Below are 14,865 nucleotides of genomic sequence, written 5' to 3' on the forward strand. Positions count from 1 at the left end.
CTCGAAAATGGAAAATACAAACGAAAACAAAAAAGGAAAACGAAAAAAGATCATTATCATCGGTGCGCTTGCTGTCATTGCCATCACCGGTGCCTTGTTTTTTATGAGCGGCGGAGAAGAATCGACCAATAACGCCCAGATCGATGCAGACATCATTCCCATCCGGACAGCCATTTCGGGCTATGTAAAAGAAGTACATTTTACAGACAATCAACCGGTAAAAAAAGGACAATTACTGATCACCGTTGATGAAACGGAGTTTCTGACAAAAGTTGCACAAGCCGAAGCAGCTCTCGAAAATGCAAAAGCCAACCTGGATGCTGTAAAGAATAACGCGAATGCCTCCCGGGAAAATGCCCTCGCATCCGTCTTTTCTACCGAAACGTCACAGTCATCCATCAACTCTGCAAAAGCCCGTTTAACAAAGGTTCAGGAAGATTACAAGCGCGTGCAAAACATGTATAAAGAAAAAGCGGCGACCAAAGCAGAATGGGACAACGCGACCGCTGAACTGGAAGTTGCACAGGCACAATATGATTCGGCATTGAAAATGCTGAAAGTTTCTCAATCTCAATCTGCAGGAAGCCAATCACAGGCAATGGGACAGGAAGCAATGGTGTCACTGGCACAAGCCATGATTCGTCAACGGGAAGCAGAATTAAACCTGGCTAAAACACAACTGGATTATGCAACAATAGAAGCTCCCTGCGACGGAATTGTTACCAAAAGAAGCATCGAAGTCGGGCAGTTTATTACTACCGGATCACCTGTTTGTTCTGTTATTGACAATACCAATCTGTGGATTACTGCCAACTTCAAAGAAACACAGATAGAACACATGCAAATCGGGCAACCGGTAACAATCAAGATCGATGCATTCCCGAAACTAAAGATCAAGGGAAAACTCAATTCATTCGTCGGTGCAACAGGTGCAAAGTTTTCATTGCTTCCTCCGGACAATGCAACCGGAAATTTTGTAAAAATTGTTCAACGGGTGCCTGTAAAAATTACGATTGATCAGTTATCGGAAAAAGAGGCAGAAGTTTTATTTCCGGGACTGAGTGCCTACGTATCTGTAAAAGTTAACTAAAAACACACCGTGAATAGTATCGCATTAACAAAAGAGGCCATCACCTATCCGAAAGGAGCGGAAAAATGGATTCTGATCGTCACTGCTATCAGTTGCGCTATTCTTGAATTATTAGACACAACTGTTGTAAATGTTTCGCTGCGGGAAATCAGTGGGAGTGTGGGAGCAACAACAACAGAAATTGCCTGGGTGGTTACTTCTTATGCCATCTCCAATGTAATCATTATTCCACTGACGAGTATGTTCAGTGACCTGTTCGGTCGCCGGAATTACTTCACCGGGTCAGTCATCGTTTTTACATTTGCTTCCCTGATGTGTGCCCTTTCCACCAGCTTGTGGACGCTTGTATTCTGGCGGTTCATCCAGGGATTAGGTGGTGGTGGATTACTTTCGACCGCACAATCAATTATCGTCGAGGCGTTTCCTCCGGAAAAAATTTCCACGGCGAATGCCATATTCGGAATGGGATTGATTCTCGGTCCTACATTTGGTCCCACCATCGGAGGTTATATCACTGATAACTTTTCCTGGCATTGGATTTTCTTTGTCAACATTCCGATCGGAATCGTTGCAACTATTTTAAGTTACAACTTCGTCAAAGACCGACCGGGAGCCGTCAAACCGAAAAAAATAGACTGGTGGGGAATTATTTTCTTGATCGGAGCTGTCGGCTCTTTGCAGTATGTGCTGGAAGAAGGGACATCCGAGGATTGGTTTGAAAGTCATGAAATTACCTTCTTTACAATCGTTTCCATTGCTTGCCTGGTGGCCTTTATATACCGGGAACTGACCATTGATTATCCGGCTGTTAACATCCGTTTGTACAAAAATTACAACATGGTAATGGGTTCAATCATGAATTTTATGCTGGGATTGATGTTGTTCGGAACGGTATTTATTTTTCCGCTGTTTGTGCAGATTTCCCTGGGTTGGACAGCAACCCAAACCGGTTTGTTTATGATTCCCGGAGCTTTGTGTTCCGCATTTGCCATGCCGATTGTCGGAAAAATGCTGGGATCGGGTGTCAATCCTAAATCCATCATCATTTCGGGTGTATCTATGACCTTCATTTTCCTGATGATGCTCGCCTTCTCATCTCCTGATTCCGCAGAAAGTGATTTTTACCTGCCGTTTGTACTGAGAGGAATCGGTATGGCATTCATGATGTCACCGATTTTAACCCTTGCCGTTTCGGGCATTGACGGAAAAGATGTTCCGCAGGCAATCGGACTTTCCAATATGATCCGTCAGTTAGGGGGTTCATTTGGTATTGCACTCATCAATTTATTTTTAACCAATTCAAATGGAGTAGTAAGAGGCGACATGGTGGCACACATTAACCAATACCGGGATGTTGTTTCCGACCGCATACAGTTGCTCATTCAAAATTTTCAATCCAAGGGATATTCACTGATTGAAGCACAACAGATGGCCAACCAGACCCTGGATAACTTACTGACCCGGCAACAAATGATTGTGAGTTATGACCAGGGATTTTTCATTGTGGGTTGCCTGATTTTAATCTGTATTCCCGTTGTATTCCTGATTCGCCATAAAAAAGGAGCCAAGGTTGTCTCCGGTGGTCATTAATCGTTATTTTTTGTGAATAATTTAGAGATCAACCAACTAAATGTTGTAACTTGCGTCATTAAAACCAAGAACACTAAACAAAAATCGTCATGAAAAATTTATTTGTCGTTTTTACATTTTTCCTTACTGCGCTTACAACCGGTTTTTCCCAACAAAAAGAATCGGTTGCCCTGGAAAGCATTCCCGCTGAAATCACTACCTATGTGACACAACATTTCCCGGCAACTTCCATCAAGGATGCTTATAAAGAAAAGGAGTCAACACCTTCTTTTGTTTATGAAATAAATTTGAAAAATGGTGTGGAATTAACATTTAACAGTATTAATCAAATCATCGAAATAGAGTCAAATCAAGCCCTTCCTGCAAGTGTTATTCCGGCGCAAATAAAGCAATACGTTGCTGCCAATTACCCGGGAGCAGTCATCAAAGAATGGTCATCCAAATCAAATGATCGGCAAGAAATCGGGCTCAACAACGGAAAAGATCTTATCTTTGACAAAAACGGAACGTTTTTAGCTGTTGAAAAATAACAACAGGTTAGATTGAACCAAGAAAGTCATTCAGAATGATCTGAGTGACTTTCTTGTTTTTACAGCTTTTTCTAACTTGCTTCTAATTTACTACCTTTGCACTTTATTTTGATTTGTGAAGACAGTTTATATAACAAGAAGGGAAACATTCAACGCTGCACATAAGTTGTGGAGGGAAGATTGGTCAGAAGAGAAAAATTTTGAAGTATTCGGAAGATGCAGTAACAAAAACTGGCACGGGCATAATTTTACAATTTATGTTACCGTAAAAGGATTTCCCAGTGAAGAAACCGGTTTTGTGATTAATCTGAAAGACTTGAGTGAAATTATCAAACAGGAAGTAATTGAGCCGTTGGATCACAAAAACCTCAATTTAGATGTTCCTTTTTTACAGGGAATGCTGGCATCTACTGAAAATATTGTGATTCAGGTTTGGGACCGGATCAAAGAACCGATTCATGCCGCAGGGGGAGAATTGGTAAAAATAAAGCTGGTAGAAACAGAAAATAATTTCGTTGAATACTACGGCGGTAAGGATATCTATTAACTTTCAATCAACCATCAGTTTATGAAAGAGAAAATTGAATACAACGATCAGCTCACTGAACGCATTGCGAATCACTATACGGATATTTTAACGCAGCTCGGAGAAGACCCCAAGCGGGAGGGATTGGAAAAAACACCTGAGCGTGTGGCTAAAGCATTGCAATACCTGACCCATGGCTATGACCTGAACCCGGATGAGATCATGAACCAGGCTATTTTTCATGAAGAATATTCGGAAATGGTCATCGTTAAAGACATTGAGGTATACTCGATGTGCGAACATCACATGCTTCCGTTTTTCGGAAAAGCGCACATTGCTTATATTCCGAATGGAAAAATTGTCGGTTTGAGCAAAATTCCGCGCATTGTTGATGCTTTTGCAAGAAGATTGCAGGTTCAGGAGCGCCTTACACTCGAAATCAGAGATTGTATTCAACGCACGTTGGACCCGGTTGGTGTTGCTGTTGTAATTGAATGTGCACATATGTGCATGCAAATGAGAGGTGTTCAGAAACAAAATTCCACCACTACAACCTCCGCTTTTACGGGTATTTTCCTGGATAGCGATGCTACCCGGAAAGAATTCATCAATTTGATCCAGGCAAAGCTGCACTGACGTATTGTGCACTAAAACCGATTCTTTCAGCTAAAAAGCAGGTCTTTTTGTCAGAGATCAGTGTAAAAATGGCATGCCAACATTCTTTAACAGGAAAATGTATGGAATTTGCTGTCACTGTTCTATATTTACGTTAAATTAAAATTTTAGAAAAATGACAGGATTTTCTTTCGGACCGGCAATGATCATTGGATTGGTCTTTATGGGGCTGGGTTTGCTCGTAGGGTTCATTTTGAAAAGAAAGTTTCAGAAATACAGTGAAATTCCTTCTCAACGGGGACTTTCAGGTAAGGAAATTGCAGAAATGATGCTCCGCGACAACGGTATTTATGATGTAAAAGTGATTTGTGTGGAAGGGCAATTGACAGACCACTACAACCCGATGAATAAAACCGTGAACCTTTCACAGGATGTATACAATGGAAGAAACGCAGCAGCAGCAGCAGTAGCGGCACACGAATGTGGTCACGCAGTACAGCATGCAACGGCTTATGCTCCGTTGAACTGGCGTTCCAAAATGGTTCCGTTGCAACATGCAAGCGGTATGATTTTGAATGTCATTATGATGGCAACAATTTTTGGAGGTGCTTTTTTACACAACTTATTCCCAATTGATACACTTTTATGGATTGTATGTATTGCTTACGGAGCCATTGCTTTGTTTAGTGTTGTTACTCTTCCGGTGGAGTTTGACGCATCCAAACGTGCATTAGCGTGGATCAAAGACAGCGGTATTTCCACACATGGTGAATACGAACAGTCAAAAGATGCTTTGAAATGGGCTGCAACAACTTATGTAGTAGCTGCATTGGGTGCCATCACAACTGTGATTTATTACCTCTCCATGTTACTGGGAAGAAACGACGATTAATACAAACAGAATAGATTCATTCAAAAAGAGAGTTTAAGCAGTTAAACTCTTTTTTTATTTACAAGAATAAAAATGGAAAATGCACTGGAAGCACGCATTCATGCCGGAGAGGGACAACAGTCAGAATTTTTACTGAATACGGAACATTTACACGAAATAGCCGATGTTTTATGTGCTTTTGCCAACACGGAAGGAGGATCTGTTTTCATTGGAGTAAAGAAAAACGGAAAAGTGATCGGAACTGAACCTTCTGAAAGTTACAGTACATTGATGTACATTACTGAAAATTTGTGTAAACCTGTTGTTCCTTTTGAAATCAATGTGCATCAATCCACTTATAAGTTTGTTGTTGAAATCAGTGTTGCAACAAGTAAAAACATCCACTCCAGTCAGGACAAAGAGGGAAACTGGAATGTGGTTATCCGGAGCGATAAAACCATTTTTAAAATAAATTCTGTTCTCAAAAAATACCTGGAAATTGTAAAAAACAAAGTTCCGGCTGAGACTGAAATGACAGCTGAAATGAATGACCTGGTTGATCAACTTGAAGCACAACAGCTATCGCTAACAAAATTGGTTAAACAAACTAAAATCAAGCGGGAAAAACTGGATTATCTGTTGGCACAACTCATTTATTCCGGAAAAATAAGCTACACATTTCAGGGAGATAGTATCTTCTTTTCCAAAGCGTTTTAAGCACAAAATATGTTAAATATCCTTTGAAAATTCATGAATTTTTATAAATTTATGGCAATTACGGTTACATAAATAAATTGTTGAAATCATGGGAAGACCACCTTCAAAACCTGCCAGATTAAAAAATGGATTTTACATTGAAGTGAAAAATCCAGGTTCAGGAGCAATCATCATCAGAAGAGATACTCAAGAGCAGATGTTAATGGCTGCTGAAGAGTATGCAAGAACAAAAGAAGTTGTTGTTCTTGGTGAAATGAAAAATGATAAATGGGTAAACTGATTTACCACTCTAAATTAAACAAGAAGCCTCCGTCAATCGATGGGGGCTTCTTTATTTTAAGTTTTTTCTAAAAGTTGAGTGATAAAATCGTGTTGAATAAATTGCACAAATGCTTGACTGTAGTGAAGCTACTTTTGTACAGTGCTGTTCGTTGTTCCATAACCACAGATTCATGAATTACCTCTATTAACTGTTAAGTGGTGACATTTTTTCGTAGTGAAAAATACCTCTGAACTTCCGGAATAGAATCTAAAAACAACCCTTTTATTTATATAATCTGTTCCGAATATTAACAATCATTGCCAATCAACATTCGTCTGTACTTTTCAACATTACTGAATCCAGTCCATCTGTACAGCCATATTATTCAAGGGGTTTAAAAATAAATTATCCACCTGAATTTTTATAAAATTGTTAATTAGTGTTTATAAAAATCAAAAAGTAATGTTAGGAAAAGTAAACTATTTTACCATACTAAATCAAAACGCACATATCAAAGAAAATTAGCAGGTTTTTTAGTGTGACTTATTCACCATGTTTCTACATTATTAAGGCTATATTTCAAAAATATTTAATCAACATTGATATACGATTAATAATTGTTGATAATCCTCCTAAAAACCTATATTACATAGTATTTTGAACGAAAAATTCCGTTGATAACTCACTAATAAGTTCCGCTTTTTAAGAATTAAAAGGAAAATTCAAAAATTCTTTGAACATATTAACAGCCTTAATAAAAGGAATAAAAATTTTAAATATTTAAATTCTTTCTTTTTATTCTTTATCAAGAGTAGGAACTTCTGAAAATCATCTCATTGAAATTATTTTACTTAATTTTATCCAAACGATATAGTTTGTTCAGTAATTCTATTCTGATAATCAGATAAATGTTTAAATTTTTAAAGAAATTAAGAAGTAACGAAATAGATTTCAGACCCTATCGTCAGAAAGAAAATGATTTTAAGCGATTGGCATACATTAATTTGGTGGTATGCCTGCTCATCAGTCCTTTCTTTTGCTACCTGGTTAAAGATACTGAAATATCCATCACCTATTTTTACCTGGGGCTCTCGTATACACTGATTTTTCCGTTGTACATCGCTTTTTGCTGGTATGTGCCGTATTTCAGAAATAAATTGTTCTTTTTCTTTATTTTTCATGTATTCGGGATGACATTTTTTGCATTCCTGGATCTTGTTGAACACAATTTCAGAATCATTGATCTGTACAGTTTTTACTGTTTATTTGCGATCAGTATTTTTGTCATTCAGCGGTTCTATTTCGGAATGGTTTATATTGTTTTTGTATTGACCATGCTTGTTTACTCGTTCCAGTTTGTCAATGATGAACAACCGATTTCGAAAGAGCTGATGCTTGGTTTTATCAGCGCCCTTTCGTTGTCCGGACTTCTGGCATTGTATGCACGTAACAGGATGCTCTTATCCATTTTTGATTTCAATAGCTACCTGAAGAAACTTTCACAAGGAGATAAATTTGGTTTTTTCTTGTTTAAAGTTGAAAATGACCGGGTGAAGATCCTTGATTACGATGAAAATATCGGTGTAACCTTAACTGGTAAGGAGAACAATACCAAAGATGAATTTTCTGAAATTTTCAATGAGAAACTCACGAAGAATGATATCAAAAACCTGCTTTCTCTGAATGAAGATCAGTACATCACCAAAATTGTTAAGATCAATGAAAATAATTTTGAGCTGATTCTTTCCACTATCAAATTACACAAGAAAGATTACTTCCTGGTGAAAACCAATAACGTAACTGAACGAATCAAAGAACAGGAAGAACTGATCCTGAGCGAAGAAAAATACAGAAACCTGTACAATGAAAACCAGGCCGGCGTTTTTACACTGAATCTTTCATTCAACCTTGTCAACTACAATAAAACCTTTGAACAGATGTTTGAAGGAACATTCCAGATAGGAACTGTCTTTGTTGACGATGACGATGAAATGAAGGAGCTGCTTGATATCATTTCACAAAAGCAACGATTCAACAATTATCAAACACATTTTACATTAAAGAACGGAACCATTAAATGGCTTGTTTTTAACTTCTATTTTGATACCCAGAATAATCTGATTGAAGGTTCGGTAGTAGATGTATCAGAAATTCAGAAGGCCTCTAACGCACTTCGGAAAAGTGAAGAAAAATACAAATTGATTTACGAAGAATCCAACGATGCCATTTTACTCCTGGACGGCGATAAAGTAATTGATGTAAACAGAAGGGGAATGCAGCTCTTCGGTATTCCAAAGGAAGAATTTCTTGCAAGTGAGATTTGGGACCTTACCCACATGATGACGGATGAACTACAATCAAAACTTAAGCTCTATAAAAATAAGTTAAAACATTCCGGAACAGTTAAGTTCAGCTGGATTTTTAAAGGAAGATTTAACCCGATAGAAGCAGAAGTAGCGATCGTTGAATTAATTATCGGAAGACAGGTGATTCACCAATGTGTGATTCATGATGTAACAGAAAAGAACAATACCATTCGGGCACTGGAAAAAAGTACACGTAACTTTCAATCCGTATTGGAAAGTACGCCGGAAGGAATTTTCATTTTAAAAGATGATACGATTTTATATGCCAACAATGAGGTGTATCAATTAACAGGAAAAGATTACATTGATGTTGCAACACTGTTTATTCCGGAAGATCAGGTGCAGTTTGAACAGCTTTTACAGCAAAAAATAACAAGTAGAAAACCGATTCAAAGTCAGCTGAACCTTCAATTGAATGATGGATCCCTTTTGGTGGATCTGACAATTGTGAATACCATTTTTGGTGCTACGGAAGCGTTACTGATTATTATGAAAGACGTTTCCCTGCAGGTGAAATTATCCAAAGAAGTACTGCGGGCAGAGTTGGCCGAAGAGAATACTAAAAAATTAGAGAAGGAAATCAAGGAGCGTATAAAAACGGAAAAAGAGCTGGAAAACCTGTTGTTGAAGACAAAAGCTATTTACGATTCTTCTTCAAACATTTTCCTGATGACATTGGATTTGGAAGGAAGAATTACTTATTTCAACAAACACAGCCAGAATTATTTTGAAGGAATCATCGGTGAGGCAATTACGCAAGGGGTGAAAATCACAGATTATTTCAAGTCGTTGTTTAACCGATCTGAAATTCTTGTTTTTCAGGAGCTCCTGATCAAAGTGTTGAATGGAAAATCCAGGCAAATTGAGATTGAATTCAATAATAAAATTGAATCCAAATGGATTGAAATATTTATGAACCCGATTTATGATATTGAAGGTACGATCTCTGAAGTTTCACTAATGAGTCACGATATCACAATCAAAAAGCAAGCAGAGAAAGAAACATTTGAATCCCTGAAAGAAAAAGAAGTTCTATTGAAAGAAATTCACCACCGGGTGAAAAATAACCTGCAGGTGATTTCGAGTATTCTCAACCTGCAAAGTTCATTTGTATACGATCCGAAAACATTGAGTATTTTGCAGGAGAGCAGAAACAGGATCCGTTCGATGGCCATTATTCACGAAAACCTCTACCGGACGACTAATTTTTCATCCATTGATTTTGCAGGATACATTAAAAACCTGGTAATTAATCTCAGCGCACTTTACCAACGGGAAGATTACAAAATAGACATTATTTACGACCTGCAGCAGGTTGAAATTTCACTGGACCAGGCGGTTCCTTCCGGTCTAATTATGAATGAACTGATTACTAATTCACTCAAGTACGCTTTTGTAAATAAACAGGTAAAAAAGAACCAATTGATCATTTCCATGAAAGAGGAGGAAGGTATTATTTACCTGCGTGTAAAAGATAACGGTATCGGGCTTCCCGCCAATTTTGAAATAGGAAGAACGGATACACTGGGACTACAGCTGGTTGTAACGCTTGTTGAACAATTAGATGCTTCTTTGGATTATAAAATTGATGGGGGAACTGATTTTTTAATTAGTTTTGAGAAGCTTTAGGAATAAAATAAATGGGAAAAATTAATGTTTTAGTCGTTGAGGATGAGTCAATTGTATCAAAAGATATTCAAAACAGCCTTACAAAATTAGGATATTGCGTTGTGGGTGCTGCTCCGAGCGGAGAAAAGGCCATTGAACTCGCAGAATCACTCCAACCGGATGTCATTTTGATGGACATTATGTTGAAAGGACAGATGAATGGAATAGAAGCGGCAGACCATATTAAAAATGAATTTAAAATTCCCGTGATTTTTCTGACAGCTTATGCCGACAGCGCGACACTTTCAAAAGCAAAAATAACGGAGCCATACGGATACATTATCAAACCTTTCAAAGAAATAGACATTCACACTTCCATTGAGATGGCTATTTACAAGCATGGTAAAGAGCAAGAGGTCATTAAGGAACGTGATTTTTTGCATTCCCTGGTTGAAAATAAAGAAGCAAATACGACGGATTCCATTTTTATCAAAGCCAATAGTAAATTGATAAAGATCAATAAATCAAATATTTACTACATAGAAGCGTTGAAAGATTACGTAGTTATTCACACAAAAGATACCCGTTACACCATCCATTCTACTATGAAAGACATTGAAATCAAAATGGGACTGGATGAATTTGTACGTGTTCACCGTTCATTCATTGTCAGACTGGACAAAATAGCATCGATTGATTTTCCAAATCTGTACCTGGAAGATGAAAAGAAAATGATTCCGATAGGTGGTTCTTACCGCGAAGAATTGAGCAACCGGATTAATATGATTTGAGTAGTGTAACTTTAAATTTTTCTTAAATCTTTTATCGTTCGTAAAATACTTCATAACTTAGTAAGTTTATATAAGTTATACGTAAACATATATGTCTGCTGCCGCGTTCGATAGACTGATTGACCAGATAGATTTATTTATCCGTAAATTCTATAAAAATCAGATGATTAAAGGAATTATCTGGTTCATAGGAATTTTATTGGCTACGTTTTTAATTACAACAACCCTGGAATATTTCGGGCGTTTCGGAACTCCGGTGAGAGCAGTATTGTTTTTTACATTTATCCTGACAAATGTATTCGTACTCATTAAATTTATCGTTGTTCCTGTATCAAAGCTGTATGCATTCGGAAAACGAATCAATCGCTATCAGGCGTCACAAATCATTGGTACGTTTTTTCCGGATGTTTCCGACCGGTTATTGAATACCTTGCAATTAAATGATGACCTGACCGGACAAACAGGAAATATAGAACTCTTGCGTGCAAGTGTTCTGCAGCGTTCGGAAAGTTTATCCGCCATTCCTTTTTCGGATGCGATTGATGTAAAGGAAAATTTGAAGTATGCAAAATGGGTCGCTCCTGTTTTCTTATTGTTTCTGATCCTTGCTGTTTTTTCTCCGGACTTGTTTACAGAAGGAAGTAAACGTGTGGTAAATTATTCGACAGTCTATGTTCCGGAAGCACCATTTAAATTTCAGTTACAGGATTTTAAAAAAGAAGTAGCCGAAGGAAGTGACATTGAACTCCAATTAAAACTGGTAGGGGAGGAGATTCCTCAAAAAGTCTATTTGATCTCTCCCCAGGGAAAACAATTAATGAACGTTTCAGGAAGAAATACATTTACTGCCGTTATACCAAAAGTGAGCGAGTCGGGAAGTTTTTACTTTGAAGCAAACGAATACACGAGTAAAGATTATGATTTTTCTATTTTTGGAAGGCCTGTTTTAGGACAATTCAAAGCAGAAATTATTTATCCGAAATACTTAGGGAAAAGCAATGAAATTATAAACAATGCAGGAGATATGATCGTTCCGGAAGGAGCAGTGGTTATCTGGAATGTAGTTACAAAAAATACACAACATGTTTCCGTTCAGTTGGGTGATTCAGTGATGAATTTCAGCAACCAGGGGTTCCGTTTTCAGAAAAAATTTAAAAACTCTTCGGTTGTATCATTGAAAATGAAGGGAAGTCAGATGAATGTAACCGATTCACTGAACTTTAATGTCAATGTCATCAAAGATGCGTATCCTTCCATTCAGGTGGAAGAAGTAAAAGATTCCTTGTCGAAAAGCCTGCGTTTTTTCTCCGGAGTGGTCAGAGACGATAACGGACTTACTTCTCTTAAATTTGTATATACCATTACTTCAAAAAATGGTAAAAAACGAACTGAAACGTTACCGGTTCGCTCGGTTACCGGTCTGGAGATTCCATTTGATTTTGGAGTTGATTTTATGCGTGAAAACGTTCAACTGGAAGATCAAATAGAATATTACTTTGTTGTTTCAGACAACGATGGAGTGAACGGAAGTAAATCGACACGTAGCAGAACGTTCCTGTACAAACTGCCTACATTGGAAGAATTAAACCAGGAACGGGAAAAAACACAGGAACAGGGAAAGGAAAACCTGGCTGATTTACTCAATAAAACGAAAGATTTTCAGAAAGATCTGGAGCGTTTGCAGAAAGATTTATTGAATTCCAAAGCTTCTGATTGGAAGCAAAAGAACCAGTTGAACCAATTGAAAAATCAACATTCCGATTTATTGAAATCCCTGGAGCAAACCAAAGAAATGTTGCAGCATAGCTCAGAAGAAAAACAGCAACTTTCCCAGGAAGATGAATCTTTTCTGGAAAAACAACAGATGATAGAAGAACTTCTGAACCAGCTCATGGATGACGAACTTCGCAAATTACTGGATGATCTTGATAAATTACTGGAACAAAATAACAAGGAAGGACAGCAGAAAGCACTGGATGAAATGAAAATGTCTTCCGAAGAAATGAACAAGCAATTGGACAGAAGCCTGGAAATGCTCAAAAAGATGCAGGTGGATGAGAAAATTGATGCGATCGAAAAAGAATTGCAGAAGTTAGCCGAACAGCAGGAAAAATTACAACAAGAAATTGAGTCAAAAAAATTGACAAAAGAAGCTGCTGAAGACAAACAAAAAGACATCAATGATCAATTTGATCAGCTGAAAGACGATTTGGATAAGTTGGATGAGCTAAATAAAGAACTCAACCGACCAATGGACTTACCTTCTACAGAAGAGAAAGAACAATCTATTCAGAAAGAATTAAACGACGCGAAAGAAAATTTATCAAAAGGAAAAGAAAGTAAAGCGGGACAAAACCAGAAGTCAGCATCTGAACAGATGAAAGAACTGGCCGAGCAAATGGATAAAGCGCAGCAAGATTCAAACAAACAGCAACAGGGAGAAGACATGGAATTGTTGCGTGAAATTCTGGAATCACTCGTTACCTTGAGCCTGGATCAGGAAGCAGTCATGAATCGTTTTTCTTCCATTCAGCAGAATGATCCGAATTACCGGAGATATGCACGTGAACAGCGAACGATTGTCGACAACACAATTCCTGTAAGCGATAGTTTGTATGAACTGGCTAAACGCCAACCGATGCTTTCTAAGTTTGTAGATGAGGAACTCAGAGGGATTAAGTCCAATCAAAAATTAGCGTTGGATGGAATAGGAGAACGTAAGATGAGAGAAATTTCTTCCCACCAGCAATTGGCAATGACTTCGTACAATAACCTGGCTCTGATGTTGAATGAATCTCTTCAGAAGATGCAGCAGCAAATGCAGCAAATGATGAAACAGCAGGGATCAGGATCTTGTGAAAATCCGGGAGGTAGTGGAAAACCAAGTCCGGGAAGCGGGCAGGGGATGGGCAACATGAAAGAAATGCTCAAAAAACAATTGGAGCAGTTGGAAAAAGGATCGAATCCGGGAGGTAAAAAACCGGGAGATGCACCTGGTGAAAAACAAGGAGAAGGAAGTGGTTTTGGATTGGGGAATAAAGAAATCGCTAAGATGGCAGCTGAGCAAAGTGCGATTCGTCAGAAGCTGGAGCAGTTAAAAAATGAATTAAACAAAGAAGGAAAGGGTGCCGGAAATCAATTGAATCCTTTACTGAAAGAATTGGAAAAACAACAGGATGATTTGGTGAATAAACGATTCTCTCCTGAATTTATCCGTCGCCAGCAAGATATTTTAACGCGTTTATTGGAATCCGAAAAAGCATTGAGAGAGCGTGGCTTCGAAGAAAAAAGAGAATCCAATGAAGGAAAAAATCAAAATAATAGTAACCTAATTCGTTTTGATCAGTATAACAAGGAGAAATTGAAGCAAATTGAATTGTTGCGAACAGTTGATCCGGTTTACAATAAATATTACAAGGACAAAGCCAATCAATACTTCAATTCTGTTTTGTAGAATAGTTTGTTTGATTTATACGAATAAAAATGAAGGAAGGCTTTACCGTAATAGAAGAATTATCCATTCCGTCCAATTTTGAATCCATGCCAAAAGTAGAAACACTCATCGATACAGTTTGTTTCAAAATGGGAGTGGGAGAAAGTTTCGGAAATGTATTGATTGCAGTTACTGAAGCTGTCAATAATGCCATTTTACATGGAAATAGAAACACAACCAACGCCCAGGTATTTATCAAGTCTGCCGAAAACCCGGGGTCTTTCTGTTTTAGTGTGGAAGATGAAGGAATGGGATTTGATTATACGACATTACCTGATCCGACGGCTCCTGAAAACCTGGAAAAGGAAAATGGACGAGGCATTTTTCTGATGAAAAACCTGGCAGATGAAGTTGAATTTGAAAACAACGGTAAACGGGTAATCATCTATTTTAATAAATAAACTGC

At 37.8% G+C, this 14,865-nt stretch carries 12 protein-coding genes; all 12 read left to right on the forward strand.

Going from position 1 to position 14,865, the window contains the following annotated elements:
• Nucleotides 1-7 precede the first annotated feature (7 nt).
• Nucleotides 8-1,090 (forward strand): HlyD family secretion protein, encoded by a 1,083-nt coding sequence (locus H9Y05_RS06095; RefSeq protein WP_163490199.1) that lies wholly within the window; start codon nt 8-10, stop codon nt 1,088-1,090.
• A 9-nt stretch (nt 1,091-1,099) separates the two neighbouring features.
• Nucleotides 1,100-2,680: a DHA2 family efflux MFS transporter permease subunit gene (locus H9Y05_RS06100; protein WP_216713772.1), complete on the forward strand. Its 1,581-nt coding sequence runs from the start codon at nt 1,100-1,102 to the stop codon at nt 2,678-2,680.
• Nucleotides 2,681-2,769: 89 nt separating this feature from the next.
• On the forward strand, nt 2,770-3,210 hold the full coding sequence (locus H9Y05_RS06105; RefSeq protein WP_163490197.1) for a PepSY-like domain-containing protein: 441 nt from the start codon (nt 2,770-2,772) through the stop codon (nt 3,208-3,210).
• Nucleotides 3,211-3,325: 115 nt separating this feature from the next.
• Entirely contained in the window at nt 3,326-3,757 is a 432-nt protein-coding gene (locus H9Y05_RS06110) for a 6-pyruvoyl trahydropterin synthase family protein (RefSeq protein ID WP_163490196.1), read from the forward strand.
• Nucleotides 3,758-3,778: 21 nt separating this feature from the next.
• Nucleotides 3,779-4,372: a GTP cyclohydrolase I FolE gene (gene folE, locus H9Y05_RS06115; protein WP_163490195.1), complete on the forward strand. Its 594-nt coding sequence runs from the start codon at nt 3,779-3,781 to the stop codon at nt 4,370-4,372.
• A 154-nt stretch (nt 4,373-4,526) separates the two neighbouring features.
• On the forward strand, nt 4,527-5,243 hold the full coding sequence (locus tag H9Y05_RS06120) for a zinc metallopeptidase (protein WP_205729524.1): 717 nt from the start codon (nt 4,527-4,529) through the stop codon (nt 5,241-5,243).
• Nucleotides 5,244-5,315: 72 nt separating this feature from the next.
• Nucleotides 5,316-5,939 (forward strand): AlbA family DNA-binding domain-containing protein, encoded by a 624-nt coding sequence (locus H9Y05_RS06125; protein WP_163490194.1) that lies wholly within the window; start codon nt 5,316-5,318, stop codon nt 5,937-5,939.
• 88 nt (nt 5,940-6,027) lie between these two features.
• Complete coding sequence (locus H9Y05_RS06130; protein ID WP_163490193.1) at nt 6,028-6,219, forward strand: hypothetical protein; 192 nt, start codon at nt 6,028-6,030, stop codon at nt 6,217-6,219.
• A gap of 890 nt (nt 6,220-7,109) precedes the next feature.
• Nucleotides 7,110-10,196, forward strand: a complete 3,087-nt coding sequence (locus H9Y05_RS06135; protein ID WP_163490192.1) for a PAS domain S-box protein — start codon at nt 7,110-7,112, stop codon at nt 10,194-10,196.
• An 11-nt stretch (nt 10,197-10,207) separates the two neighbouring features.
• The gene (locus H9Y05_RS06140) at nt 10,208-10,966 is read left to right on the forward strand and encodes a response regulator (RefSeq protein WP_163490191.1); all 759 of its coding nucleotides are present in this window, start codon (nt 10,208-10,210) and stop codon (nt 10,964-10,966) included.
• A gap of 163 nt (nt 10,967-11,129) precedes the next feature.
• A complete protein-coding gene (locus H9Y05_RS06145; protein ID WP_216713773.1) occupies nt 11,130-14,420 on the forward strand; it encodes a hypothetical protein in 3,291 nt (1,096 codons plus the stop codon).
• Nucleotides 14,421-14,449: 29 nt separating this feature from the next.
• Entirely contained in the window at nt 14,450-14,860 is a 411-nt protein-coding gene (locus H9Y05_RS06150) for an ATP-binding protein (protein WP_163490189.1), read from the forward strand.
• The last annotated feature ends 5 nt before the right edge of the window (nt 14,861-14,865 follow it).

Origin of the sequence: Taishania pollutisoli (assembly GCF_014518315.1) — a bacterium.
In the GTDB taxonomy this organism is placed as follows: Bacteria; Bacteroidota; Bacteroidia; order Flavobacteriales_D; family Crocinitomicaceae; genus Taishania; species Taishania pollutisoli.